The following is a 26,120-nucleotide window of genomic DNA, read 5'->3' on the forward strand; positions in this document are numbered from 1 at the left end:
TGGAAGCACCGGGCAAATAGGAATGGAGGCCAGTTAGGCTCCGAGCACGCGCCGTAAATAAGGATTCAACAGCGTCCCCGTCGGGTCGGTTTCGTCCCGCACCGCAGTGAATCGTTCGAATTCCGGGTAGACACCCGAAAGATACCCGGCATCGCGGGAGTGGAGCTTCCCCCAGTGCGGCCTGCCACCGTGGGCGATGAACACCTGCTCGACGTGCTGCAGGAATTCCTGGTGCGGTTCCCGGGCGTAGCGGTGGACCGCGAAGTAGACCGACTGACGTCCGGCCGAGGTTCCCATCCAGGTGTCGTCCGCCGCCGACGTGCGCACCTCAATGGGGAAGCTGATCGGTTCCCGGTACCCTTCGATCGCCGACTTGAGCTCGGCGAAGACCTCGCCGAACGCCTCCAGCGGCAGCGAGTACTCCATCTCGCGGAACCTCACCCGTCGCGGAGTGACAAACACCTTATGGGGCACATCCGTGTAATCACGGGCCGCCAGGGTCTTCGCGGCAAGGCGGTTCAACGGCGGGACCAATGCCGGGACACGGGATCCTGCCGCGCACATCAGCCCGTAGGCCCCGTTGCCCAGTAGTTCATCGTCGAGCAGGCGGGAGATGGGGCTAACCGGGTGTCGCGGAGCGTCGACCGGCAGCCGGGTGTTGGTCTTGGCCAACGCGGTCTCGGTATGGGGGAACCAATAGAACTCGAGGTGGTCTTCGGTCGCGGAGCGTTCGAGGAAGGACTCGATCATTCCCACCAACGGTTCGGGCTTCTCGACGGCCCGCAGTTGGAATGCCGGCAGGCAACGCAGCGTGGCTGCCAGCACGACGCCGATGGCCCCGAGCCCGACCCGTGCCGCTTGGAACAGCTCGGGTCGTTCGGTCGCCGAACATTCGACGATCGACCCATCGGGCAGAGCGAGCCGCAGCCACGTCACCAGGCCGGAGAACCCGGTGAACGCCAACCCGGTGCCATGGGTCGAGGTGGCCAGCGAGCCGGCCAGCGACTGGTGGTCGATATCGCCCATATTGGGCAACGCCAAGCCATGCGGGGCGAGTAGCTCCGCGACATTGAACAGCCGGGTCCCTCCGAGCAGGGTCGCCTCGCCGGTGGCCGGGTCCACATGCTCAAGCCCTTGCATCCGGTCCAGACCGACCAGGACTCCGTTGGTCGCTGCGATGTCGGTGAACGAGTGCGCCCCTCCCACGACCTTCACCTGTCGTCCCTGGGCCGTGGCCCGGGCCAACACGGTGGCGACATCGAATTCTGTGCGGGGGAGTACGACGGCGGAGGGCTGGCTGACCGCGCTGGCTGACCAGTTCCGCCATTTCCACCGTTCAGACCGAACGTATACACCCTCTGGAAGGCCATGTTCTCTGTGGCGTAGGGGCCGTTTCGCGCGGATGGCTATTCCTTAGTCGGAAATGGAACGGACTTACTATTTGACGAAGTCGGTCCATATCTATTGCGGACTCGAAAACTCTTGTTGTCGGCGAAATCAGGAAACGTATAGTCGAGAGGAACCGAAAGCTGTGGGAAGAGCTGTTCTTGGAGATGGCACGACCGGACTATCGGGGTGATTGGACGCGCTCTGGACGAAATTGGGGAGAGCGGCAGATACTTTGAGCATGGAACAAGCTCCAGCCCCGGTCAGTGGGCACAGGTGGTCATATCCGTTATTGGGACAAACTTGGGGTGACTCCTACGATGCTGCTGGCGGCTGGGCCTACCCAGATCACGTCCGGATGATATTGAATCGTCCCTTCACAAAAGAAGGAATTGCGGCCGACGTTGAAGGAATCTTGGTTGATGAGCCCTTTAATCCTCACGACAAACACGCGGTCGCCATATTTTGCGAAGGTCTTATTGTCGGTTATTTGCCGCGTATCGTGGCGCGTGATCATGCTGAAACCGTCCGCGAGCTTAGGAGACTCGGCTGGGCCCCGACTATCTCCGTTGGTTTATGGGGTGCGCTTCGCACTGACACTGGTGACGCTCGCGGAAAGGCACTGTCGCCCTCAAGAACCGTATCGAACGTTCGAATAGGGGTTCCTGGATACGGAGAAGAAACTGTGCCGGCCAATGATCTTCCAGGGCCATGTTTACTCATTCCTGGTGGGCGCGGCCAATCGTTGGCGAAGTTCGGACGTGACGAAGTGCAACTTCGGAAATTTACAACTAAGTTTGGAAGAAGATGCACTCTATTCACCGAGTTGTTCCCCGGACTAGGAGGGCCGCTAAAGCGGGATAGGTGCCTTAGAGCCACTATTGGCGATGAGGATATAGGAATCCTGACAATACAGGCCACTAGCGAGCTTGAGCCGTATCTTGGTGAAGGAAGCCGGGTTGCAATCCAGGCACAGTTCGACGGCAGCGTCACCGGAGCAGGTGTCTATGTATCGTTCAATGGGCTGGCTTTCTCGGATGCAGAGCCCGTCAAATATGCCTCTCGATCAAGCCAATACCCACAGGAGCCGCATTTAGTGAAGAGTTTCGATGAACTGCAGCGCCCAGAGCGGTTTGTCACTTCTGGATAGCGTTCGGCAGATTAGGGGTTGCACAACTTCGCTGATGGACTCGAGCCTTGGGCCGTATTCCAAAGAGTCTCTACGAAGAACTCTGAAGGAAGGCCATTCCCTCGCAGCGGTAGGTGGGCCATTCATCGATGATCTCGCCGTTGCTGTAGACGAGGACGGAGTTAAGGCGCTCGCAGGGTTCGCCTGCCTTGGCATGGCAGAAGGAGACGGGATCGCCGACGCTCAGTCCGGCGGCTGCGGGACCGGTGAGTGGTGGCCGGACTTCGCTCGGTCCCTCGGGTGGGGCGTAGCGCAGGCCTTCGGGCCAGATGGGGACCGGCAGGCGGTCTTTACCGGGAGGTCCGGAAGCGACCCAGCCACCACCGAGAACGGTGACAGTGTCGGTGGTGGAACGGCGGACGACATCGAGGAGCAGGTGCAACGCCGGGGCCGGGCGGAAACTGCGCTAGTGCTGGAAGAGTTCGGGCCCGTAGAATCCGCTGCCCGCAGCAACCTCGGTGACCGTGGCCTCGGCGCTGGTGGATTCGATGGAGCCGGTGCCGCCACCGTTGACGAATTCCAAGTCCGCCCAGTTCGCGCAGCGCCGAGACGACTTCGCCCCGCCACTGGGCGATGTCCCGTTTCGATAGGGCCTGCAGCGCACGGACAGCGAGCCCTCGGGGTGTGCAGGCGCCGTTGGCGACCCCGGCAACTAGCCATTCATACATAGTGACTCCCACCAGGCTCACGCCTGCACGTTCGCAAGCGCGAACCATGGCGACGGTTTGTTCGACCGTGGTGATGGGAGGAGTGGGCCGGCCCGACCTTGAGCTTGGTGGATAGCGTCCCGGTGCGATGACGCACCGGGGCATAGGAGACGTCGATCTCGAGGCAGACTCGGGGCCGCGCTCTAGTTGGGATGTTGCAGGACCGAGCGACGTTGCGGAGGATCTCCAGTTGCTCGGTGGAGTCGAGCATGACCGTGACATGTTCACTGACCTCCGATCGCAGAAGTTGCCTCAGCGCTCCGCGATCAGCTGTCGGATAAGCAACGACGATGTATTGAATCCCGTTCGCGCGGCCAGCCATAGGGTTTCCGGGAGCGAGAATGCCAGAACACCGGAATACCACGGCTTGGTCAAGGCCGCCTCGAGGGCACCGGGAATACGAAGCGACTTGGATGCTATACGGATCGTCGTCCCGGCGGCACGGACAGACATTGCCGCGGCGTCGGCATGGAAATCGTCCAAGTCCAGCAGCGCTACGGTGCGGGTACCGAGCCCAGCCTCAGTGAGGGCGCGTAGGTACAGCTGAAAACGGGGCGCGCCTGCGACGCCGTTTTGGATAACATGATTTATGACGTTCTTGCCTTCATGGGTACGGTCTTGTCTGCTTGATCCGGGTCGAGGTTGTCCTGTTTGTCTTCCGGCATATGTGCCAACTAGCTCCGTGATCCGTATTCGCGAAGGTATTGGGCCCCAGTGCTACGTTTTGATTTGCCCACGAGCGGCTGCTAGATCACGACCTGTGAGGATATCTTTCGGATCGATGCCGACAGCTTTGGCCAGGCCAGTGAAGTGGGTTTCGTCGCAAGCCCGCATAAATGCCATAACGCCCTTAACCGAAGGGAGTAAGGCCATCTCCACACCGGTTGATGACGGGTCTGGTGCTGAGCGGTGAGACTGATTGTGGAGGAAGGTCTTTACTTGATTGGCTACGCCGCTGCTAATCCCGGTCGGAATACATAGTGCAAATCGACTGCCGAAGTTCGATGCCTGCGGTGCTTTGAATGCGAGGAACCCCTCTATGAGCCGCCGCGCGGCATTGCCAACCACGGGTAGGTTCTCGTCGTCGAGCCCTGCACAGGCTTCCGCAACCCTGCGGAATAGGTAAACGTATTCTGAAGGCGCGCTTAGTATCTTTTCTGGGAACGCTCTTATAGTAATTTCGTTGGAATCCGCTCCGACGATTTGAGAACTTCGGATCTCTAGGACTCGATGGGCTGGCACCGTTCCAGCGCCATCAGGTGCATCAGGTTCGTCGTTTTCATTCGAATTTTGCGCTCGTAGTTGAAGCTGGAAGAAGTCGAAACTGTGGGTGAGGAGAATTCGCTGACGCACTCCATCAAGTTGTTGATCCAACCACGCTGAAGTCGCGAAAACATTCTCTCTATCGAGGCTAGTGGAGGGGTCGTCAATTACGACAGTGGCATTTTTCCGGTCGAAGTTGTCATCGTCAAGAGTCCGAATAAAGTAAACAAGCGCCAAAATGCGCTGCTCGCCTTCGGAAAGGAACTTTGCTGGTCCATCTTCCCTGACGGCTTGATATCCCGAGCCGTCACTTGTCGGTTGAATCGTGAGGGTCGTTTTTCCAAAGATCGTATGGAGATCGTCGGTCAGCTGCGCTGCCATCTCCGAGGTATTTAGGCGGCGCGCCTCGATTGCCTTCAGCTTGCTAGCGCAAGATTCGGACTGCGCGTTCACCAGTTCCAAAGCGCTAGCGACCCTAGCCAGTCGATTCTCAGCGGCCGTCAAGTCGCTTTGATGAAAGGCTGCGGCGTGGAGGGCCAATTCATCTACAGCCTTATTTTGCACGGCCGAATAGTCCGTTCGTTCAGTTTCGTGTCGTTCGACACATGCAGCGAGTTCCGCTAGAAAGTCTTGGCTTCGCATATTTGGGCTCGCGAGTGATTCGTCATAAGACAGGTTCGTGGCCTTGGTTTCGCAAGCACTTTGGATTTCCCTGAGAGACGCCGTTGTTTCCACAACGAAGGCTTTCGCCGAGTCGACAGCCGATGCCCATTTCTCACTTTCAGCAGCAATGATGCCGGAGGGGGCTGAAAGCTCTCTTATCCATTGATCGAGCGCATGGCTGGCGTCAGCGCAACTGCTGGCCAGCGCTTCGGCATCAGCCCGGATCTGTGCGTTGCCATTCTTGAAGTAGGTAGTTAATCGAACCAGCAATGATTCAGGCATGTCGGAACCGCAGAATTTGCAATCGTCGTTGTTTTCGTGGTGTGCAATTCCACTTTGGACCCATGCAGCCAACGCTAGATCGCCGTCGAGTTCAGGGAACTCGCTTTCGCTCTGCCTACGGGCAATGATCAGGCGGGCTCGATTTGTGAAGTCACGGACATCCACGAGCGGCATGCTTGGAGGCGAGATGGCCTCCAGCGCGGCCTGTGAGAGCGTTCTCATATGTTGACGGGCTGTCTCTCTCGAGAGACGGACCGCCCGTGGGTTGTCCAAAAGGGCGCGTGCCTTAGTCGTTGTAAAACTGTTCGAATTGAATCTTGCGCCGTCGTAGGTGCCTAGAAATTCGATAACGAGCTCTTTGGTAGCGCTTATGGCCTTTTTGCGATTGGCGATACCGGCGAGTTGATCGCTTTCTAGCCCCGCTTTCCAGATGTCGTTTCGTGCCACCAATTTGGCAAGGAGCCGGCTCTCTGCTTCATCGTCGACCGCAACTTTGCCGAGTTTGATGATCGGGGCTGTCGGGCCGCTGCCCGAGACGAACTCTCGAAGATTCTCGTGAACAAAATCAGAATTGAAAACCCAAACACGGTGACTCTCAAAAGGCGCTCCTTGAGTCAACCTTTGCGTGTCGGTATCCGTTACCAATGTTGTTTTTGAAGGGGCTCCAACAGTTCCAAGCTGTCGAAGCAATTCGGAAATAGTGGACTTTCCAGATCCATTCGCACCGAATATGAGCGTATAGGCGCCGAAATACGATTGGTCGCCTCCTACATGCGGAGATTGGGCGAGAGTCCGAAAATTCTCGACATGGGCTATGTGTTGGATCACTGATTTTCCCCTTCGATGAATTCCGTGCAGTGCAGGCTCTGAGTCTCCATTTGTTCAATGACGAGCTTTATCGCTTCGGGTTGCTTATCCGGTGGGTAACCGTTGATCACGAGGAGCCGCTTGATCGAGGAGCGGAGCTTGGCCCGCACATCCTCGCGGACGGTCCAGTCCGTGCGCACATCGCGGCGCATGATCGCCACCAGCTGGCGGGCGATCTCCGCCAGGACTCCTTCGCCCTGGATTTCGACGGCTGATTCATTGAGTGCCACGGCGTCGTAGAACGCCAGTTCGTCTTCGTTCAGAGGGGGAGTGAAACGCTGACCGCGCTGGGATTCCTGGGCAACTTCCTTCGCCAGTTCGACCAGCTCGGCGATGACTTCGGCCGACGTCAATTGCTGGTTGGTGTACTTATTCATCAGTTCGGTGATCCGCTCCGAGAACGCCCGCTGCCGGATGGTGTTGTGCTTGGTCGATTTCGCCGACTCGTCGGCCACGAGTTTGCGCAATGCCTCGATGGCCAGCTGCGGGTTGCGGGCCTTCTGTGTCTTGGCGATGAACTCCGGGGTGAGATCACTCAGCGATGGCTTGGACATGCCGGCCGCTTCATAGATGTCCAGCACCTCCCCGGTGGCGTCCGTCGCGGAGGCGATGAGTTGCCCGAGCATCCGCTGGATCTCCTCGGGTACCGGTTCGCCGCGGGACTGGCGGTCCTGGGCGTCATACTTGCCCATCCAGACGCGAATCTCCTCATACACCTGAATGTCAGCGCGAAGGTCCTCCAACCTGCCTGAGCCCGTGCACAGGGCCCATGCGCGGGCGAGTTGGCCGGCCGTTTGCCGGTACAACACCGCCAGCGTCGGGGCGTCGTCCGCGGGGGAGTTGCCCTCGGTCGTCGGGTCGCGGAGGTAGTTCACGGCCCCGGTGATGGCGTTCAGGAAGGACTTCGGCCCCGGCTTGGCCAGCACCGCCCGCCAGTCATAGCCAGCAAGAAGCGTCTTGATCTGCTCCACCAGCTCGACGGCAAGGCCGGCGGCCTCGTCCACGTTCTTCCCGACCGGCTTCGCCTCCTGGTCGGTGCTGGAGTATTCGGCCAGGGACTTGGCCAGGTTCTCGGCCAGCGGGGCGTAGGCGACGAGCAGGCCGTCCTCCTTGCCGCGGAAGGTCCGGTTGACCCGGGCGAGGGTCTGCATCAGCAGGGCCCCCTTGAGTGGACGGTCCAGATAGAGGGTGTGCAGCGGCGGGGCATCGAAGCCGGTGAGCATCATGTCCTTGACGATCACCAGTTCCAGCTCGTCGTCCGGATCCTTGAGCCGTTCCTTGATGGTGTTGTTCAACGAGTCTCGCCGCACGTGGTTGGAGACCGGGGGGACATCGGAGGCGTTGCCGGAGTACACGACCTTGATCCGGCCCTTTTCGAGTTCGTCGGAGTGCCAGTCGGGGCGCAGCTTGATGATCTGGTCGTACAGATTCGCGCAGATTTCGCGAGTCCCGCCCACGATCATGGCCTTGCCATGCGTCGGCGAGCCGCCGGTGTCGGCGATGAACGGGGCCATGGTGTCCCGGCGGGTCCCCCAGTGCGTGACCAGATCCCGGGCAAGCTCCTCGAGCCGTTCGGGAGCCCCGTAGACGGCATTGACCACGGCCACGGACTGTTCAATCCGCGCCCGTTCGGTGTCGTCCAGCCCGGTGGTCGCCTCGTCGGCGGCCGAGTCCAGGTCATCCTGGGTCAGATCGGCGGCCAGCTGCACCTTGATCAACCGCGGTTCGAAGTAGACCGGGACGGTGGCGCCGTCCTCCACTGCCCTCGAGAGATCGTAGACGTCGATGTATTCGCCGAACACGTCCCGGGTGTTGCGGTCCTCGAAGGAGATCGGGGTGCCGGTGAAGGCGATCAGCGTGGCGTTGGGCAAGGCATCGCGCAGGTGCCGGGCGTAGCCATCGAGGTCGTCGTAGTGGCTACGGTGGGCCTCGTCGACGATGACGATGATGTTCTTCCGGTCCGAGAGCAGTGGGTGCACCGTCCCGGATTCCTTTTCCTCGGTGGTGCGGCTGAACTTCTGCAAGGTGGTGAAGTAGATGCCGCCGGTGACCCGGCCGGAGAGCTCGGTGCGTAATTCGGTACGACGGCGGATCTGCTTCGGCGTATCGGGTAGCAGCTGGGAGCGGGCGAACCCGGAGAAGAGCTGCCCGTCGAGTTCGTTGCGGTCGGTGATCACCACGACGGTGGGGTTCTTCAATGTCGGGTGGCGCATCACCCGGTTGGTGTAGAGCTCCATCTCCATGGACTTTCCCGAGCCCTGGGTGTGCCAGACGACGCCAGCCTTGCCATTGGTGCGGACCGCGTCGATGGTGGAGCCCACCGCTTTGGTGACGGCGAAGTACTGGTGCGGTTTGGCGATGCGCTTGAGCAGCCCCTCGGCGCCGCCGTCGAAGGCGGTGAAGGAGTGCAGCAGCTGCAGGAAACGGGTGGGGTTGTAGAGTCCGGCCAGCGCGGTTTCGATGGGAAGCACCGCATCCCCGTCCACGGTGTGTCCGGGCGGGATTGGCTCGCCGTCGTCGTCCACGTTCCAGGGGGAGAAGTGGTTCAGCGGGGTGAACGGGGTCCCGTATTTGGCGTCGATCCCGTCGGAGGCGAACGTGAAGACGCAGAATCTGAACGCGAGCGGGAACTCACGTAGGTAGGTTTGCAGCTGGGCATGCGCGGCGGCGACGTCTGCGGCTCGGGAGCCGGCTTTCTTCAGTTCCAGAATGCTTACAGGCATCCCATTGCAATACAGTACGACGTCGAAGCGTCGCCGGTAGTCGCCTTGGACCAGGGTGACCTGGTTGACGGCGAGCCAGTCGTTGTCGGTCTCTTCGGTGCCCAGGATCCGCAGGGTCGGGTTCTGCTCGGTGCCGTCCGGATCCAGGTAGGAGATCCGGTGGCCCTCGACGAACATCCTGTGCATCCGGTGGTTTTCGGTGATCGCGTCCTGCGAGGTCGGGGCGGCGATCGCGGCGAGAGCCTGCTGCAGGTACTGCTCCGGGACGCCGGGGTTCAGCCGGCGCAAAGCGGCAAGCAGACGAGGCCGTATCAGCAGGTCGTCCCAGGTTTCCCTTTCGCCCGAGCCGGGGGCGATCTGGTCCCCGTGGGTGGGCCGCCAGTTCTGGTCGCCGAGTTGCTCGAGGACGAGGTCTTCCCAATCCGCCTCGGTGAAGCTGATTTGCAGTGTCATCCCGTTTGCCCCCGGAGACTAGATGTTGGTGTTGTTGGACTCGATGCCGTCTTCGTCGGCGTATGGCTGGACGCCGTCTTGCTTGACCGCTAGCAGGGTACCGATGTCGCCAGCCAGAAAGTTACTTTTCGTCTGACCGCCAGAGCTGTGGGTCAGTCCTGTGCCTTCCAGTCATTTACTGTATCTATCCGGCGCCGGGTACGCGCCAAGTACAGGTCATACCACTGATGCGACCATAGTCTCAGAGTCCGTGACTTTGAGACTGCCCGACATCAATTGAGGAAGCAACGTGTCGCGGATGGTGGCGAGCGTCAGTCTCTCTCGTTCGACGTTGAGGGATGCTTGCCAGAGTGTCTCCATTAGGGGAGAAATTTCTTGGCGTAAGAGGTTACCGGGCACCAGCACCGGCTCATCAAGGTGCTTGCGCTGAATGTGACCCATTGTCGTGGCCTTATCTGCCGCGATTAATTTGAAATCCTCAATTTTGTTGCGCAGAAGCTCGTAGACCAGCCAGTGAGGGTACCCATCGCGAGGAATCACTTTGAAAATGTGCTGATTCACGATGGCATCGTCGCGGAACCAGCGATGAAGTGTCAGCGAACCGGACCAGGCGAATAAGATGTCTCCCGGGCTGGCCACATGTTTATTCTCGACTTCAGCATCGCTAAAGACCGTTGAACCGCCAAGACCCGAATTTAGCTCAGCAATCCTGACAACCACTCGGCCAGTACCACTTGCGCCCTTAGTGAATGCTTTGCCGTTTACGAACTCGGCACAATCGGAGAGTGGCTGCAAATGTGCATCCGCAAGCGTGGCACGGAACTGTGCTTGCACCAAAGCGTCAATCGTGGCTAGCAGTTTCGTGTTGGTGGCGATCTTGTCGTCGAGGGAACCGAGGACTTCGGCCATCGCCATTTGCTGTGGTAAAGGAGGCAAGCGAATCCGCATGTTCTTCGCTGAACCAACGTTGAAGTGCTGCTGGACTGCTCCGACTAGCTGCGCGTCGACGAAGTTGGAACCTGCACTGTTCATGTAATAACTGAACCATCGAGCGTCGAGCTTGGGACCTGGCCGCGTGATCACGAGGTCCGAACAATTGGCTATCGGTAGGTCTTCTGGAATCACGCTCGTTGTCCCTGGCTTTCCAGTTCTGACCGTCACCACGTCACCGGGCATCAGCATGGATTTCTTTAGCTTGGCATGGAACTCGGCAGATATGTACTTGACGTTCTCAAGGTCAAGGGTATGGGCATCAACGTTAAGCGATCGAAGAAACGGGATACCCTCCTCTCTGTAGTGTTGCGCCATTGGCCCGACGTGACCGACGGTAACTTCTGTGGCCAGATCTTGGAGGGAGACCTCCTTCCAATCATTCACGAAACCCTCCCCAACTGCTCGCGCACGACCTGGGCCAACCGCTCGGACTCATCGAACTGTTCGAACAGCTCTTTCTTCAGCCGGGCGATCTTCTCTTCACTTGGTTCGCCGTCGTCCTCAATCTCCGCGGCGCCCACGTAACGACCCGGCGTGAGCGCATAGTCCGCGGTCTTGATCTCTTCCAGGGTGGCCGAATAGCAGAAGCCAGCTTCGTCGTTGAACTCGGTGCCAGCGGCGGAAGTCGAGCCGCGCCAGGCGTGGAAGGTGCCGGCGATCTTGGCGATGTCTTCGTCGGAGAGTGCGCGCTCAGCGCGGTCGACCATGTGCCCGAGCTGCCGGGCATCGATGAAGAGCACCTGCCCACTGCGGTCCACCGAACCGTGCTCGCCGGCAGCCTTGTCCTTGGAAAAGAACCACGTACACACCGGGATCCCGGTGGAACGGAACAGCTGGGTGGGCAAGGCGACCATGCAGGAGACGAGATCGGACTCGACCAGCTGGGCGCGGATCTGTCCCTCCCCGCCCGAGTTTGAGGACATGGAACCGTTCGCCATGACCACTCCGGCTGAGCCGCCCGGGGCCAATTTGGAGATGATGTGCTGGATCCACGCATAGTTGGCGTTGTTCACCGGGGGGACGCCGTAGCGCCAGCGCGGGTCAGATTCGTTGCGGGCCCAGTCCTTGATGTTGAACGGCGGGTTCGCCATCACGAAGTCGGCCTGCATCTCCGGATGCTGGTCTCTTGCGAACGTGTCGCCCCAGCGTGGGGCCAGGTTGGCGTTGAGCCCGTGGATGGCCAGGTTCATCTTCGCCATCCGCCAGGTGCGCTCGTTCAGCTCTTGCCCGTAGACCGAGATCGCGGTGCGGTCCTCGTTGTGCGCGTCGAGGAACTTCTCGGTTTGGACGAACATGCCACCGGAGCCACAGCAGGGATCGTAGACCCGCCCGTGGGTCGGTTGCAGGAGTTCGACTAGCACACGGACCACGCCGGCAGGGGTATAGAACTCACCACCGCGCTTACCCTCGGCCCGGGCGAACTTCTCCAGGAAGTACTCATACACTTCCCCGAGCAGATCGCGGGCCCGGCCGGCCCCTTGGCCGGTGAAGCGGGCGGAATTGAACAGGTCGATCAGTTCGCCCAGCCGACGCTGGTCGACGCTGTCCCGGTTGAAGATCTTCGGCAGGGTTGCCGCCAATGAGGGGTTCGCGGCCATGACCGCATCCATCGCCGCGTCGATGAGTTCGCCGATGTTCCGTGGCGGAGCCCCGTCGACGGCCGGCAGGCCCTTGGCGTTCTCGGCCAGGTATTCCCAGCGTGCATTGGCCGGAACCCAGAAAACGCCGTTGCCGGTGTATTCGTCGGTGTCGTCGATCAGCTGGGCGATCTGGCCCTCACTCATCCCGTCGGCGGCCAGCTCCTCGGCGAGCTGGGCGCGCCGTTCGGAGAAGGCATCGGATACGTACTTCAGGAACACCAGCCCCAGGATCACGTCCTTGTACTGCGAGGCATCCATGGAACCACGCAGTTTGTCGGCGGCCTTCCAGAGAGTGTCCTTGAGTTCCTTCATGGTGGACGGTGCCGTGGTGGCCTGTTTCTTCTTCGGGGGCACTACGGCCTTCCTTCCCTGGTGGGTGGTTCTTCATCAAGAGTAGCTATCACGCCGGCGGCGGCGCCGTCGAGCAGGAGAGCGGTCAGGTCATCGACCCGTTGCAGCCGGTCCAGTAGTTCGTCCCGTGTGGCCTCGACCCGGGCCAGCACGGCACCCAGCCCGGAAGCCGCCTCCGGGGTCAAGCTTCGCACAGGCCACTGACGCCAGGGGCCTCCCGGTGCGGCGTTGATGTCCGCCGCAAGGACGTCGGGGACGAGTGTCTGCTGACCGTCGCTTACCCGCAGGATCCGCGCCGGATACCGTACGACGGCGGAGCCGACGCGGTCGACCACCGCCCGCGGTCTTGGGCCGGTGCGGAAGATGATGTCGCCGGGTTCGGTCAGGGTGGCTCGCGGATATTCCGCGGCGAGGACCATTGCGTTGATGTGGCGGCCGTCGGGTCGGCTGGTGGCGGGTTCCAGATGGTCGACGCCCCAAACGAGGAAGCCTTCACGGCCAAAGGATTCCGGGTCGATGCGGGTGCCGGGAAGGTAGCAGAGCTGGTTCTTCGCCAGCAGCGTGCCGAGGCTCTGCTGGGTGCGCGTTTTGCATTGCGGCAGAGATGAATTGCCCGTTTTCGGCGCCACGTCGAAGGTAATGCCAGCGATGGCAGAGGGAAGCGGCGTCGACTCGATGGCGTCCATCGCTGACTCGAGGCGGACCATATGGTCAACGGCGGACGGTTCCGCTCCCGCCGGCGACGGCGCAGCCGGTGGAGTCGACGAAAGCGGCAAGGCCGACCCGGAGGCCAACAGCGTGGGGGTCGGGACCAGGCGGGCGAACCGGAAGGCGTGGGCCGAAATCTCCCGCCGGGTCCCCAAGGAGGCAGAGAGGTCACTGATGAGGTCCTGTCGGGCGGCGGTGTCCAAGGTCGTGGCCGAGAGATCCGCGATCATGGTCCACCGATCGGCAATGGGCACGTTCGCATGTGCCGGGCCCATGACCCAGAGTGCCATGGCCCGCCGCGGGCTGGCGGGCAGTAGCTTCTCGGGGAGTCGGACTGAGGCGCGAATGCGTCCGGTGCGCAGGATGCGCGAACGGGCGCCCTCGCCGGCGGCGCGCAGTTCGTCGGTCAACGCTTCGGCGGGGGCGAGGATGACGGCGCTGTCCCAGGTACCGAGGTGCTGGACGAAGTCCTCCAGCCTGGTGAGTACGTCCACGGCTGTGGGGGAGGGGCTGCCCGGCGCCGGGAACTGGGCGACGTGGACGATTGGGCCGCCGGTGAGGCCGGGGCCCGCCGGCCCATGGCTTCCGCCGCTGCGCAGGTGGACTTTGAGTCGACGCTCGGCCAGTCGGGTGAGTGCTGCCCCGGTGCTCTCCAGGATTGCGGCGGAGTACGCCAGCCCGAATCGACCCGGCAGGGATTCGCCAAGTTCCCGCAGGATGGCCAGCGGGATATCGCTGCCGCCAACTGAGGCATCGAGGAAGGTCGGCACGACGTCGCGGCCTTCGCCCAGTCGCAGGGCCAGCTCCACCGCAGTCCCCGCCACCAGGGCCACGGCCCCGGGTGCGAGGCGCGTCTGGGACAGCCCCAGGAATCTGCCCTGCATCGCCTGCACGATGGCTTCCATGGCGGCCTCCGGGCTGAAGGCGGCATCAATGAGGTCACCGGCCAGCTCGGACAACCCTCGCAGTTTCTCTCCCAGTGCCTCGACCTCTGAGTAGAGGTAGGTGTCGTCCGGGTCCTTCTCGTCCGCGGCATCGACGATGTCCGCCTCGTTCAGCGTCGACAGGCTCTGGCCCGCGAGGCCCTGGAGCGCGATCAGTGCCGTCGCTGACAGTGGATCGTCAATCGTCGAGATCGCGTGGATGGCCACGTCCAGCGCCGCTTCGGGATTATTGCCGCGGCCCGTCTCTGTCAGCCACCGGGCAATGTCGCCGGCGTCGAACAGCTCTTGCGCGCCGCGCGTCGATGCGGCAGCGGGAAAGTGGTGGCCCGTGGGGCTCGCACGTTTGCGCCACATGCTCACGACCGGGCGGCGGACCTGCGCTAGGTGGGCGACATCGGTGAGGGTGAGCAGTTGTTGCCGGCCCATGATGCCTCCCTGATCCCGATGTTGACGATGTCGAGTCTTGAGTCTAAGCGTCATTTGTCTCGAAGTCCCCTTGACGCTGATAAGCCCACTTATCAGCATAAATCTGTCTCGGATCGTTGCTTTTTTCTAATGTCAGTGTTGTTCCGCCGGGCTTCTGGCGGAACCGGCGGGAGTCCTCAAAGGCAATTGGGGGTGGGGCTCCCGCCACCTCTCGCACCTCGACGTAAGGCAGTCCAGCATGGAACACCCAACCGGAACCCGCGATCCCTGGCAGCAGCCCGGTTCGCCCGCCCACCTATCCGAGCCGGTTCGACCGGGGCCGTCGATCGGCAAGCCCTGGGCATTCGGCATCATGGGGTTTCGGTAGTAACGGCGTGAAATTGCGCGCCAAGACACGCGGTGCATGGTTTCGCCGCTGCTGGGTAGGGTGTAACGCATGCCGGTGGATTTCTTGAGTGATGAGCAGGCCGCCAGGTTCGGGCGGTTTAGCGGGGACCCCTTGCAAACCGACTTGGAGCGGTTCTTTTACCTTGATGATGCCGACCGGGAGCTGATCGCCAAACGGCGCGGAGACCACAATCGGCTGGGGTTCGCCGTGCAGGTTGGTACCGTCCGCTTCTTGGGGTCGTTCCTCACGGACCCGCTTGATGTTCCGTGGACCGTGGTCGACTATCTGGCTGCCCAGCTCGGGATTTCGGACCCCTCTGCGGTGAAGCGATACACCGTACGCGTAGAGACAGCCAACACCCATGCCCGTGAGATCCGCACCGCATACGGGTATCGCGAGTGCATCGGGGCGGTGCCCGGGGAGTTGGCGGAGTTTGTGTACTCACGTGCTTGGACCCATGGCGAGGGGCCGACCGTGTTGTTCGAGCACGCGACGGCGTGGCTTCGCCGTGAGCGGGTACTGCTGCCCGGGGTGACGACGCTCGTACGGGTGGTGCAGTCTTCACGCGAGGCAGCACAGGGGCGGATGCACTCGATGCTCGCGGCGGCGGCGCAGCAAGTCGACGCCGGGCTCCCGGCCACGTTGCTCGGTCTGCTCAAGAAGGACCATGGCCAACAGGTTTCAAGGCTGGAGGCGTTGCGGGCGGGCCCGACGCGGGTCTCGGGTCCCGAGCTGGAGAAGGCGTTGCACCGGGTCGAGGCGGTCCGAACGCTCGGGGCCGGGGCAGTTGATATGTCGGAGGTACCTGCAGCACGGGTGCGGGAGCTGGCACGGTACGGGCTGGGTGCAAAGGCACAGTCGTTGCGGAGGCTGGCCGAGCCTCGTCGTTCGGCGACGCTGGTGGCAACGGTAGCGGCATTGGAAGCCGCAGCGGTCGATGATGCGCTGGACCTGTTCGATCTGCTGATGACCACGAAGGTGCTCGGCCCCTCGCGCCGAGCGGCGGCCGCGGAACGATTGGCGAAGATGCCCGAGCTGGAGCAGGCCTCGAGCATCCTGGCCCGGGTCGGGCAGACGCTGTTGCGTGTTCTTGGGGAATCCGGCGAACAGGTCGATGTCGTGGCAGCGTGGGCGGCGCTGGAACAAGTCGCCGCCCGTGACCGGATTGCCGATGCGGTGGCGAAGGTGGGGGAACTCGTCCCGGACCAGAGGGGTGCTGCCGGGGCGATGCGTGAGCAGATGGCGCGTCGGTTCCGCACGGTGGCTCCGTTCCTGCGCCTGTTGTCCACGACAATTCCGTGGGGTGCCATCCCGGTCGGGCAGCAAGTCCTGGACGCATTGTCCGGACTGGACGGATTGCGGGGTCGGCGCAGGGTGCGACGCGAGGAAGTCGATGAAGCGCTGGTGCCACCGGCCTGGCATGGCGTGGTGTTCGAAGCCGCGGGCGAGTCCGAAGTGAATCGGGATGCATGGGTGGTGTGCGTTCTGGAACAGCTCCGTGCGAGCCTGCGCCGCCGGGACGTGTTCGCCCTGACCTCGACCCGGTGGAGCGATCCGCGCGCCCAGCTGCTCACCGGATCCGCCTGGGACACGGCGCGGGAGCAGGCCTTGCGGTCCTTGAGCCTGGAAGGCCCGGTGAGTGAGCACCTTGCCGGGAAGGTCGAGGTGCTGGATGCCGCGTGGCGGGGCCTGTCCGACTCAATTGGTCAGGCCGGCCCCGAGGCGAGCCTTCGCCTGGTCGAGGACGGCAACGGGCGGGTGAAACTCTCGGTGACTCCCCTGGACGCATTGGTCATCCCCGAGTCGCTGACAAACCTGCGGGCGCAGGTTGCCGGCATGCTGCCACGGGTGGACCTTCCCGAGATCCTCCTGGAGGTTCACTCCTGGACAGGATTCCTTCACTCCTACACCCACGCGTCCGGCGCCGGTGCCAGAATGGGTGATCTGCCGCTGTCGGTCGCCGCGGTACTGACCGCTCAGGCCTGCAATGTCGGGCTCACACCCGTCGTCGCCGAGGGGCACCCGGCTCTGACTCGGGACAGGTTGGGGCATGTGGAGGCGAACTACGTGCGCGCCGAGACCCACACGCTCGCCAACGGGCGGCTGATCGAGGCGCAGTCCGGCGTGCCAATCATCGCGTCGTGGGGTGGCGGATTGCTGGCCTCGGTCGACGGGTTGCGGTTCGTGGTCCCGGTCCGGACGATCAACGCCGCCCCGAACCCGAAGTACTTTGGACGTGGGCGGGGGCTGACGTGGTTCAACGCCGTCAACGACCAAGTCTCAGGCATTGGTGCCGTGGTCGTGCCGGGCACGGCGCGGGACTCGCTGTACGTGCTGGACACCATGCTCAATCTCGATGGCGGACCCAAACCCGAGATGGTTGCCTCCGACACCGCTTCCTACTCCGACATGGTCTTCGGGATTTTCACCCTGCTCGGCTACAAGTTCTCACCCCGGATCGCCGATCTCTCCGACCAGCGACTGTGGCGCGCCACAGCCCCCGGACAGGACCCGGGCGACTATGGGGTATTGAATGACATTGCCAGGCACAAGATTCGCCTGGACAAGATCAGCGCCCATTGGGATGACATGACCCGGGTGGCGGCATCGCTGGCGACCGGGACGGTTCGCGCCTATGACGTGCTGCGTACGCTCACCCGCGACAATGGGTCCCCCTCCCCGCTGGGTTCCGCGATCCTCGAGTACGGGCGCATGGCCAAGACCCTTCATCTGCTGGCTCTGGTCGATCCGTCGGATGAGACCTACCGGCGGGCCATCAACACCCAGCTCACCGTCCAGGAATCACGCCACCGCCTGGCCCGGGCGATCTTCCACGGGCGGCGCGGCCAGGTCTACCAGCGCTACCGCGAGGGGCAAGAAGACCAGCTCGGAGCGCTCGGCCTGGTGCTCAACGCCGTCGTGCTGTGGAACACCCGTTATACGGACGCCGCCATTGCCGCCCTGCGCGAAGCCGGAGCAGAGATCTCCGAAAACGACATCGCCCGCTTGTCACCGCTGGGAAATCAGCACATCAACACGCTCGGCCGTTACGCTTTCACCGCACCAACGCCCGACGGGCTGCGCCCACTGAGAAAACAGCTCCAGCCGGAGGGCTGACTCTTCTGAGCGTGTCGGGGACTGATCCTTACGGAAATTCACGCTCAGGACAGACAGGTCTTGATTTCCTGCGTCGATGTCGTCGGGCAGGTGTCGTTCATAAGCCGGCAGCACTGCGTCGGGACATCAGGGATCAGCGGCTCTTGCTGGATCTGGCCTCTGCACCGAGGTGACGGTAGAGCGTCGCGCGACTCCACCCGACCAAACGTGCCGCTTCTTCGGCGGTGCGTCCCTTCGCGCGGGCGTCCTTCGCAATCGCGAGCTTGTCCGCGATCACCGTCGGGTCCGAGAGCGGCCGGCCGAACCGGGTGCCCGATTGACGCGCCGCGGCGATTCCGGCATTGACCCGCTCCACGATTAGCTCGCGCTCGTATTCGGCCAGGGAGGCCAGCAGGTTCAGCATCATCCGCCCGGTGGATGTCGCGGGGTCGATCCCGTCCGAAACGGAGCGGACCTGCACGCCATGTTCGCGCAGCAGGTTCACGGTGTTCAGGACATCGACCAGGGATCGGCCGAGCCGGTCGACCCGCCAGACCACCACGGTGTCTCCGGCCTCGGCGTACTCAAGCAGCTTCTTCATCCCGGGCCGCTCGATCGCGGTCCTGCTGCCGGAGGTGACATCGGCGAACACGTCCCGTTTCTGCACCCCGTCCTTGACCAGCGCGCCAAGCTGCAACTGCGCATCCTGGCTCGAGGTGCTCACCCGCGTGTATCCCAAAAGTCTCACTCCGCCATTGTGGCTCAAAAACCCCTTGAACCCAAGCGGACGAGACGCTTTACGGTAAGACGACTTTCTGGAACAAAATGCCTCCCGGGACTGCGCCGCGACCGGTGGTCAAAATTGGCGCGGGTCCGGTGTCTCGAAAAGCTTTAGATTTATGAGACAGACGTGCGGGGCGTGACCGAGATGCGAACGCCCCGGAACGCAACTCCCGGCAAGTTCGGGGCCAACCCGAGCAGCCGCCGGGGTGGACTCCAGCGACCAGCCTTCATGCCATTGATCAGCAATTTGGGATATCATCAGTAAATGCTGATCAATCAAGATGCTCCGGTGGACGCGTGCGGGCTGGACCCCGCGGCCGCCTTGTTCCGTTCCCTCGGCGACCCGGTCCGGCTGAAAATCGTCAAGCGGATGGCCAGCGGCGAGGTACGGGTCGGCGACCTCACCCGCGAGCTGGGCCTGGCCCAATCCACGGCCTCGATGCACGTGGCCTGCCTGCGCGACTGCGGCCTGGTCGAGGGACGCTCCCAGGGCCGCAGCGTGTACTACTCGCTGTCCCGCCCGGAGCTGATGGACATGCTCGCCCAGGCCGAGGTCCTGCTGGCCGCCACCGGCAACGCGGTCAGCCTGTGCCCGAACTACGGCCCGGACAGCACCACCGCCCCGATGATTGAAAAGGAGAACGCCCGATGAGCGACGCCTGCGGATGCAGCGACGAGACAACCGAACCCGGTGAAGCCGAAGAGGCCACGGGGTTCTGGCAAGTAACCGAGGTCCGTGCGGCCGCCGTGGCCGGTGTGCTGCTGCTGGCGGCGTGGATCACCTCGCTGGCAGCAGGCCCCCGGTTCGTGACGCTTCCGCTGGAACTCGGTGCGCTGTTGGTTGCTGCCTGGACGTTCGTTCCCTCCACGCTCCGGCGTCTTCTCAAGGGAAAGATCGGCGTCGGTACGCTGATGACGATCGCCGCCGTCGGTGCCGTGGCACTGGGCCAGTTCGAGGAAGCGGCCATGCTGGCCTTCCTCTATGCGATTTCCGAGGGATTGGAAGAATACTCCCTGGCAAAAACCCGGCGCGGCCTGCGGGCACTGCTGGACCTGGTTCCGGCCGAGGCCCGGATCCTGCGCAACGGCATCGAAACCACGGTATCCCCCTCCGTCTTGGTCCCCGGGGACCGCATGGTCGTCCGGCCCGGGGAACGCCTGGCCACCGACGGACGGATCCTCACCGGCCGCACCTCCCTGGACACCTCGGCGCTCACCGGCGAATCCGTCCCCGTCGAGGTCGGCCCCGGCTCCGAGGTCTACGCCGGTTCCATCAACGGCACCGGCCCGCTGGAGGTCGAAGTCACCAGCACCGCGGAGAACAACTCGCTGGCCAAGATCGTGCACATCGTGGAAGCCGAGCAATCCCGCAAGGGCCCGGGCCAACGGCTGGCCGACTCCATTGCCAAGAAACTGGTCCCCGGCATCCTGATCGCCGCCGCCCTGATCATCATCTTCGGCTTCATCGTCGGGGAACCGGCCTTGTGGTTCGAACGCGCCCTGGTCGTCCTGGTGGCGGCCTCGCCCTGCGCGCTGGCCATCTCCGTGCCCGTGACCGTCGTGGCCTCCGTCGGTGCCGCCAGCCGCATCGGGGTGCTCATCAAGGGTGGCGGCGCGTTGGAAACCCTGGGCAAGATCCGCACCATCGCCCTGGACAAGACCGGAACATTGACCCGGAACAAGCCTTCGGTGATCGAGGTCGTGGGTACCGGATCCGCGACCCGGGAACGAGTCCTTGCCCTCGCGGCGGGACTGGAATCCCGCAGCGAACACCCGCTGGCCCGCGCTATCCTCGCCTCGACCACCGGCCGGGCTTCGGTCACCGACGTTGACACGATTCCCGGGGCGGGCCTGGAGGGGCGGATCGAGGGCAGGCGTGTCCGGCTTGGTCGCCCGGGCTGGATCGATGCCGGTGCCTTGGCCCCGGACATCGAGCGTATGCAGCACGCGGGTGCCACCTCGGTGCTCATCGAGGAGGACGGGCAGGTCATCGGTGCCATCGGCGTCCGCGACGAGCTGCGCCCCGAGGCCCGCGAGGTCATCGCAAGGCTCACCGCGGCCGGATACACCACGGCCATGCTCACCGGGGACAACGTCATCACCGCAACGGCCCTGGGCAAGGCCGCGGGCATTACCGAAGTCCATGCCGATCTGCGCCCGGAGGACAAGGCGGAGATCATCCGCACCCTCCAATCCCGGCAGCCCACCGCGATGGTCGGGGACGGAGTCAACGACGCGCCCGCCCTGGCCACGGCCGATAGCGGAATCGCGATGGGTGCCATGGGCACCGACGTGGCCATCGAAACCGCGGACATCGCCCTGATGGGCGAGGACCTAAACCACCTGCCCCAGGTACTGGACCACGCGCGCAACACCCGGCGCATCATGCTCCAGAACGTGGGCCTGTCCCTGCTGCTGATTGCCGCACTGATCCCCCTGGCCCTCTTCGGGGTCCTCGGGTTGGCCGCGGTGGTCCTCATCCACGAGCTGGCAGAAATCGTCGTGATCGCCAACGGAGTCCGGGCCGGCCGGATCAGCGGCAAGGCCGCACTGAAAAGCACGCAGCCGGTCCCGTCCCTGGAGCCTGCGGCATGATCCCCCAGGCCCCGGAGACAGCCGCCCCTCGGAAGCGGGGAACGCGTATGGTCAGGACCGCGATGCTTCTTGGCGCGGCCGCGCTGGCAGCCGTCGATCTGGCCCTCAAGGCATTGGCCGAAACCTTGCTTTCCAACGGTGCTACCACCGACCTGGGGCTGGTGAATATCCGCTTGCTCTATAACCCGGGCGTAGCGTTCAGCTTTGGCGCGGACCTCCCCTCCTGGGTCATCGTGGTGGTAACAGGGCTGATCATCGCCGCACTGACCTGGTATGCGGTTTCCTCCGCACCAGCCATGGGCCGGATGTCCCGAACGGGCGCGACCCTGCTGCTCGGTGGTGCCGTCGGCAACTTCATTGACCGGCTCGACGGGCGCGGCGTGGTGGACTACCTGCACACCGGGTGGTTCCCCACCTTCAACCTGGCAGATGTGTTTGTCACCGCGGGAGTTGTTCTGTATGCCCTCGGCACGCTTCGTGCCGCCCCTTCCCGGGACCACGACTGACCACTCGGGTCGCGCGAGGGCTTTCCATTTGCTGAACGAGGGCACCCGGAAACCCGAGTGGGATCACCCGTTGGTCCCGGCAAAGTCCAAGAAACTGTAAAAAGATCGTCCCAGCGCTTTGCCGGGACGGCTTGCCGCACGATTCATGAGCGTTCGCTCCCGGAGCAGCAAAACAATAACGACACCGGCTGGCATTCCTTTGCACCCGCCAGCCAAGGAACGGAACACCGCATGAACAGCACCACCCCGCAATCCACCCGCTCCCCGAAGAAATCCAAGATCATCGTCTGGACCCTGCTGGCCGCCATCGTTGTCGCTGCCATCGTCGGTTACGTTCTCGCCCAGGGAAACGCCAAAACCGCAGCCACCGGCGCCACCGCAACGGAAGGGCAGGTCGTTCGGGAGAACAGCCGGGTGCTCTCCCAGGCGCCGAACGAAAAGGCGGTCCTGGTGGAGTTCCTGGACTTCGAGTGCGAGTCCTGCGGCGCGTTCTACCCGGTCATCGAGGAGCTGCGCGGCGAATACGCGGAGAACATCACCTTCGTCCAGCGGTACTTCCCGCTGCCCGGGCACCTGAACTCCATGAACGCCGCCTTGGCCGTGGAGTCCGCGGCCCTGCAGGGTGCCTACGAACCGATGTACAAGAAGATGTTCGAGACCCAAGCCCAGTGGGGCGAGTCGGCGGACAACAAGAGCGCCCTGTTCCGCACCTACGCCGAGGACCTCGGCCTGGACTTGGCCGCGTACGATGCCTCCGTCGCCGACCCTGCCACCCAGGACCGCATCAAGCTGGACATCGCCGACGGCAAGGCCCTGGGCGTCAGCGGAACCCCGACGTTCTTCCTCGAGGGAAAGATGCTCACGGTCCAGAGCCTGGAACAGTTCGTGGCCGCCATCGAAGAAGCCGCCGCCAACTAGTCCGCCGTCCCGAGCCTGGAGAAGACGCCATGAGCACACCAGACACCGGCCCTGTCGTAGCCGGCCCCCAAGGACTCGAGCCCCGGGTTCCCCGCTTTGCCCGCCCACGGGCGTTCGGGTTCCTGCTATTGGCGACGGGGGTCGTGGGCTGGGTCGCCTCGGCCGTCCTCGTCCTGGAACGACTGGCCCTGTACAAGGACCCTGGCCACGTCACCAGCTGCGACGTGAACCCGTGGGTCTCCTGCGGGCGGGTCATGGGCACCTGGCAGTCGGAATTGTTCGGCTTCCCCAACCCGCTGATCGGCATCGTCGCGTTCGCCGTCGTCCTGGCCACCGCCATGGCGGTCCTCTCCGGGGCCGCCCCGGGGCGCTGGTACTGGGCCGGCTTGCAGGCCGGGGTGACCCTGGGGACGGTGTTCGTCATCTGGCTCTGGAGCCAGGCCCTCTTTGAGATCTACATTCTGTGCCTGTACTGCATGGTGGTGTGGGCGGCCATGATCCCCCTGTTCATCCTGCTCACGGTCCGCAACCTCGTCCACGGGGTCATCCCCGCGCCGCGGGCCGTGGTCCGGTTCGCTGCCGACTGGGCCGGCACGCTCGTGGCCATCGCCTATGTCGCGGTCGCCGGATCCGTGTTCCTTCGCTTCTTCCCGGCCTTCACCGGCGGATAACCGCCGCTCCCGGGGTACTCCCCGGGACCGGCGCGGCGGGCTTCGTTCCCTGCGGGTGCATTTTGCCGCGGTCGAAGGCAGCCCTGTTCAACAGCCGCCAGGCACCGTTGGAATCAGGCCATTTGGCGTTGATCTCCACGGTCCCGGTTGCCGTTCCGCTTGCGGACGCGAAACCGCAGTGCAGAGGACTTCTGACTGTGCAGGCGAAAATGACACCCGGAGTCCTCTGCACGAAGCGGCATCCGGCCTGATGCCGCCTGCACCGACCTGCCTTCTAGGCGCGCGCCCCGTTTGCCGAAACGATGGGCCAGGCACGTGCACCCCCCGGTTCCCGGCGTGTGGGCGTCACGGTGCGCAGCAGTCGTTTCGCGTGTCCGAACCCGGATCCGCGCAGGTTGCATCCGACAGCATCGAGGCCGCGATGGCGGCGCCGGCCCGGTGTGCCGCCTCGATGTCCAGGACTTCGCCGTCGGGGTGGGCGTCCAGCCACGGACCGGCGTCCTCGCGGGAGGCGAAGTAATGGATCTGGTTGCAGAACGAGGACCGCACCGGCCCCGTGCCCCGCGGGCTGATGAGGGACACGACGGCGGTGGCCGGCTGCACGGAGGTCACCGTGCCGTCCGCGCCGGTCGCCACCCGGATGAGGGTCCCGCTGCCCGGGGAGGTCGACTCAATGGTTGCGGCCTTCCCGATCAGGGCCGGGAAGAAGAGGGTGTCCAGGGCGCACCAGGTGTAGAGCTGTTCCCCGGCGACGGTAAAGCGGTGCGGGGTGGGTCGCATCGTCAGGGCGAGGCCGATGACGCGGCCCTCGTCGTCGTACTCGGTGTCCGGGACGGCGGCCAGTCCCTGCCGGACCGTGTCTTCGCTCCGGCCGCTGGCGGTGGCCAGTTCGGCGATCGTTACGGGCTCGCCCTCGGCCAGGAGCCGCAGCAGCGGCACGAACAATTTCGGGTCGATTCCGGAGCGCGCGGGGGACAACAGGTAGGTGAGGGCCTGGTGGTCGATGGTGGTCATGGAATTCCTTTGCTTCAGATGGGTTGCACTCAGGCGCAGCAGGAGAGCTTGGCGACGTCGGTGGTGAAGGCCTTGCAGGCGATCCTGATGCCCTCGGCCATCGTCAGGTAGGGGCTCCAGGCGGCGGCGACCTGCGCGGTGGTCATTCCCGCTTCGAGGATGTAGACGCCGGCGGCGGCGATTTCCCCGGCGTCCTTGGCCACCGCGGAAATGCCCAGGATCCGTCCGGTGCCGAGCTCGGCGACAACCTTGATGAAGCCGCGGGTGTCGCGGTTGACCACGGCTCGCGGCACGTACTCCAGGGGCAGGACCCGGCACTCGCAACGGATCCCGGCAGCGACGGCTTCCTTTTCCGTCATGCCGACCGACCCGATGGCGGGACTGGTGAAGGTGACCCGCGGCAGGTGCCGGTAGTCGACCTCGGCCAGGGCGTCGGTGAACGCATTGTCCACGGCCATCGCGCCGTGGGCCGCGGCAACGTAAACGAACTCCCGATGTCCGGTCACGTCCCCGGCGGCCCAGATGCGCGGGTTGGACGTGGCCAGACGGGAATCGACCAGAATCTCGCCTGTGGCGCCGGTCTTCACGCCGACGGCATCAAGGTCCAGCCCCTCGGTCACTGGGCGGCGGCCAAGTGCCACGAGGATGTGGGAAGCGCGGAACACTTCTTCGCCCCCGGCCACGCTTGCCGTCACCGAGATCCCGTCCGGGCCGGAGGCCACGGAGTCGGCCATGGCCCGCCGGACCACCCGGATGCCCTCGTCGGCAAACACCCCCGCAAGGGCCTTGGATGCCTCCGGTTCCTCCTGCGAGGCCAGCCGGGAACGGACCAGCATGGTCACCCGGGAGCCCAGCCGGGAGAAAAGCTGCGCCATTTCCAGGGCAACATAGCCCCCGCCCAGGACCAGCAATGATTCGGGAACCTCGTCCAGTTCCATCGCCGTGGTCGAGGTCAGGTACCCGGCCTCGGCCAGTCCGGGGACGGACGGCACCCAGGGTGCGGCGCCGGTGGCCACGAGGTAGTGCCCGGCCTCGATCGTTCTCACCGTACCGTCCGGGGAGGCGACCCGGAGCAGTGGTGCGTTCTGGGTCCCGGTGAACGATGCGTCCCCCGAGATCATCGTCCAGCCGTAGTCCGCGGCCAGATCGACGTACTTCTCCGACCGCATGCTTTCAACCAGCGCGGCTTTGCCCTGGATCAGGGCCGGCATGTCCACCGGGCCCGCCGAGGTCGCCACCCCGGGGAAGCGGGCCGAGTCCAACGCCACGTGGCGGGCCTCCGCGGCGGCCAGAAGCGCCTTTGAGGGCACGCATCCGGTGTTCACGCATGTCCCGCCCACGGTGCCGCGCTCCACCATCACGACCCGCTTGCCCAATCCGGTGGCTCGGATCGCGGCCGCAAACGCGCCGCCCCCGGAACCAATGATCGCCAAGTCGAACTGTTCGTTTGTCATTCCAGCTACCTCTTCCCTGTGGTGCAAAACGTCCTATGAACCATCATGAACCTTCCAGTACAATGGAAGGTCAAGTTGGGTGGCCACCGAAGGAGGAATC

At 63.7% G+C, this 26,120-nt stretch carries 17 protein-coding genes; 7 read left to right on the top strand and 10 right to left on the bottom strand.

What is annotated here, in order from left to right; genetic code table 11:
* Positions 1-33: 33 nt before the first annotated feature.
* The gene (locus tag CIK75_RS10050) at positions 34-1,410 is read right to left on the bottom strand and encodes a D-arabinono-1,4-lactone oxidase (RefSeq protein ID WP_342744362.1); all 1,377 of its coding nucleotides are present in this window, start codon (positions 1,408-1,410) and stop codon (positions 34-36) included.
* A gap of 217 nt (positions 1,411-1,627) precedes the next feature.
* Between CIK75_RS10050 and CIK75_RS16050 the strand changes: the two genes are divergently transcribed.
* On the top strand, positions 1,628-2,536 hold the full coding sequence (locus tag CIK75_RS16050; RefSeq protein WP_143269208.1) for an HIRAN domain-containing protein: 909 nt from the start codon (positions 1,628-1,630) through the stop codon (positions 2,534-2,536).
* Positions 2,537-2,606: 70 nt separating this feature from the next.
* Here CIK75_RS16050 and CIK75_RS16335 read toward each other — a convergent pair whose 3' ends face one another.
* The 6 genes from CIK75_RS16335 to CIK75_RS10085 all read right to left on the bottom strand — a co-directional run bounded on the left by CIK75_RS16335 (position 2,607) and on the right by CIK75_RS10085 (position 14,595).
* Positions 2,607-2,957 (bottom strand): hypothetical protein, encoded by a 351-nt coding sequence (locus CIK75_RS16335; RefSeq protein ID WP_198962425.1) that lies wholly within the window; start codon positions 2,955-2,957, stop codon positions 2,607-2,609.
* Between the two features lie 1,042 nt (positions 2,958-3,999).
* Positions 4,000-6,318, bottom strand: a complete 2,319-nt coding sequence (locus tag CIK75_RS10065; protein ID WP_158225938.1) for an AAA family ATPase — start codon at positions 6,316-6,318, stop codon at positions 4,000-4,002.
* Entirely contained in the window at positions 6,315-9,533 is a 3,219-nt protein-coding gene (locus CIK75_RS10070; protein WP_086996172.1) for a type I restriction endonuclease subunit R, read from the bottom strand. The genes CIK75_RS10065 and CIK75_RS10070 overlap by 4 nt, the downstream gene beginning before the upstream one ends.
* A 216-nt stretch (positions 9,534-9,749) precedes the next feature.
* Positions 9,750-10,910 carry a restriction endonuclease subunit S gene (locus tag CIK75_RS10075; RefSeq protein WP_086996176.1) on the bottom strand — a complete coding sequence of 387 codons (1,161 nt, stop codon included), beginning with the start codon at positions 10,908-10,910 and terminating at the stop codon, positions 9,750-9,752.
* Complete coding sequence (locus tag CIK75_RS10080; RefSeq protein ID WP_086996180.1) at positions 10,907-12,520, bottom strand: class I SAM-dependent DNA methyltransferase; 1,614 nt, start codon at positions 12,518-12,520, stop codon at positions 10,907-10,909. Before CIK75_RS10080 ends, CIK75_RS10075 begins: the two co-directional genes overlap by 4 nt.
* The gene (locus CIK75_RS10085) at positions 12,520-14,595 is read right to left on the bottom strand and encodes a hypothetical protein (RefSeq protein ID WP_086996183.1); all 2,076 of its coding nucleotides are present in this window, start codon (positions 14,593-14,595) and stop codon (positions 12,520-12,522) included. Before CIK75_RS10085 ends, CIK75_RS10080 begins: the two co-directional genes overlap by 1 nt.
* A 436-nt stretch (positions 14,596-15,031) precedes the next feature.
* On the opposite strand from CIK75_RS10085, the gene CIK75_RS10090 reads away from it, so the two are divergent.
* Complete coding sequence (locus CIK75_RS10090) at positions 15,032-18,100, top strand: Tn3 family transposase (protein WP_086996186.1); 3,069 nt, start codon at positions 15,032-15,034, stop codon at positions 18,098-18,100.
* Positions 18,101-18,233: 133 nt separating this feature from the next.
* On the opposite strand, the gene CIK75_RS10095 is transcribed toward CIK75_RS10090, so the two are convergent.
* Entirely contained in the window at positions 18,234-18,827 is a 594-nt protein-coding gene (locus CIK75_RS10095) for a recombinase family protein (RefSeq protein WP_086996189.1), read from the bottom strand.
* A 300-nt stretch (positions 18,828-19,127) separates the two neighbouring features.
* Between CIK75_RS10095 and CIK75_RS10100 the strand changes: the two genes are divergently transcribed.
* From CIK75_RS10100 to CIK75_RS10120, 5 genes are all read left to right on the top strand, one after another.
* The gene (locus CIK75_RS10100) at positions 19,128-19,514 is read left to right on the top strand and encodes a metalloregulator ArsR/SmtB family transcription factor (RefSeq protein WP_086996191.1); all 387 of its coding nucleotides are present in this window, start codon (positions 19,128-19,130) and stop codon (positions 19,512-19,514) included.
* On the top strand, positions 19,511-21,457 hold the full coding sequence (locus CIK75_RS10105; RefSeq protein WP_086996194.1) for a cation-translocating P-type ATPase: 1,947 nt from the start codon (positions 19,511-19,513) through the stop codon (positions 21,455-21,457). The genes CIK75_RS10100 and CIK75_RS10105 overlap by 4 nt, the downstream gene beginning before the upstream one ends.
* 47 nt (positions 21,458-21,504) lie before the next feature.
* A complete protein-coding gene (gene lspA, locus CIK75_RS10110) occupies positions 21,505-21,963 on the top strand; it encodes a signal peptidase II (RefSeq protein ID WP_241895392.1) in 459 nt (152 codons plus the stop codon).
* Between the two features lie 231 nt (positions 21,964-22,194).
* Positions 22,195-22,881, top strand: coding sequence for a thioredoxin domain-containing protein (locus tag CIK75_RS10115; RefSeq protein ID WP_086996200.1), 687 nt, complete (start codon positions 22,195-22,197; stop codon positions 22,879-22,881).
* A 29-nt stretch (positions 22,882-22,910) separates the two neighbouring features.
* Positions 22,911-23,552 (top strand): vitamin K epoxide reductase family protein, encoded by a 642-nt coding sequence (locus tag CIK75_RS10120; RefSeq protein WP_086996203.1) that lies wholly within the window; start codon positions 22,911-22,913, stop codon positions 23,550-23,552.
* A 345-nt stretch (positions 23,553-23,897) separates the two neighbouring features.
* Here the strand turns inward: CIK75_RS10120 and merB are convergent, their stop codons facing one another.
* Positions 23,898-24,566, bottom strand: a complete 669-nt coding sequence (gene merB / locus CIK75_RS10125) for an organomercurial lyase MerB (protein WP_086996206.1) — start codon at positions 24,564-24,566, stop codon at positions 23,898-23,900.
* A 29-nt stretch (positions 24,567-24,595) separates the two neighbouring features.
* On the bottom strand, positions 24,596-26,020 hold the full coding sequence (merA, locus tag CIK75_RS10130; RefSeq protein ID WP_086996208.1) for a mercury(II) reductase: 1,425 nt from the start codon (positions 26,018-26,020) through the stop codon (positions 24,596-24,598).
* Positions 26,021-26,120: the final 100 nt, after the last annotated feature.

The sequence above is a fragment of the Glutamicibacter sp. BW78 genome (assembly GCF_002332245.1).
Lineage (GTDB): Bacteria > Actinomycetota > Actinomycetes > Actinomycetales > Micrococcaceae > Arthrobacter_H > Arthrobacter_H rhombi_A.

Bases quoted from the DNA above. Each gene is read 5' to 3' on its own strand.
- CIK75_RS10100 (WP_086996191.1), top strand. From the start codon at position 19,128: ATGCTGATCAATCAAGATGCTCCGGTGGACGCGTGCGGGCTGGACCCC.
- CIK75_RS10085 (WP_086996183.1), bottom strand. From the start codon at position 14,595: ATGGGCCGGCAACAACTGCTCACCCTCACCGATGTCGCCCACCTAGCG.
- merB (WP_086996206.1), bottom strand. From the start codon at position 24,566: ATGACCACCATCGACCACCAGGCCCTCACCTACCTGTTGTCCCCCGCG.
- CIK75_RS16050 (WP_143269208.1), top strand. From the start codon at position 1,628: ATGGAACAAGCTCCAGCCCCGGTCAGTGGGCACAGGTGGTCATATCCG.
- CIK75_RS10090 (WP_086996186.1), top strand. From the start codon at position 15,032: ATGCCGGTGGATTTCTTGAGTGATGAGCAGGCCGCCAGGTTCGGGCGG.
- CIK75_RS10105 (WP_086996194.1), top strand. From the start codon at position 19,511: ATGAGCGACGCCTGCGGATGCAGCGACGAGACAACCGAACCCGGTGAA.
- CIK75_RS10070 (WP_086996172.1), bottom strand. From the start codon at position 9,533: ATGACACTGCAAATCAGCTTCACCGAGGCGGATTGGGAAGACCTCGTC.
- CIK75_RS10115 (WP_086996200.1), top strand. From the start codon at position 22,195: ATGAACAGCACCACCCCGCAATCCACCCGCTCCCCGAAGAAATCCAAG.
- CIK75_RS10120 (WP_086996203.1), top strand. From the start codon at position 22,911: ATGAGCACACCAGACACCGGCCCTGTCGTAGCCGGCCCCCAAGGACTC.
- merA (WP_086996208.1), bottom strand. From the start codon at position 26,020: ATGACAAACGAACAGTTCGACTTGGCGATCATTGGTTCCGGGGGCGGC.
- lspA (WP_241895392.1), top strand. From the start codon at position 21,505: ATGGTCAGGACCGCGATGCTTCTTGGCGCGGCCGCGCTGGCAGCCGTC.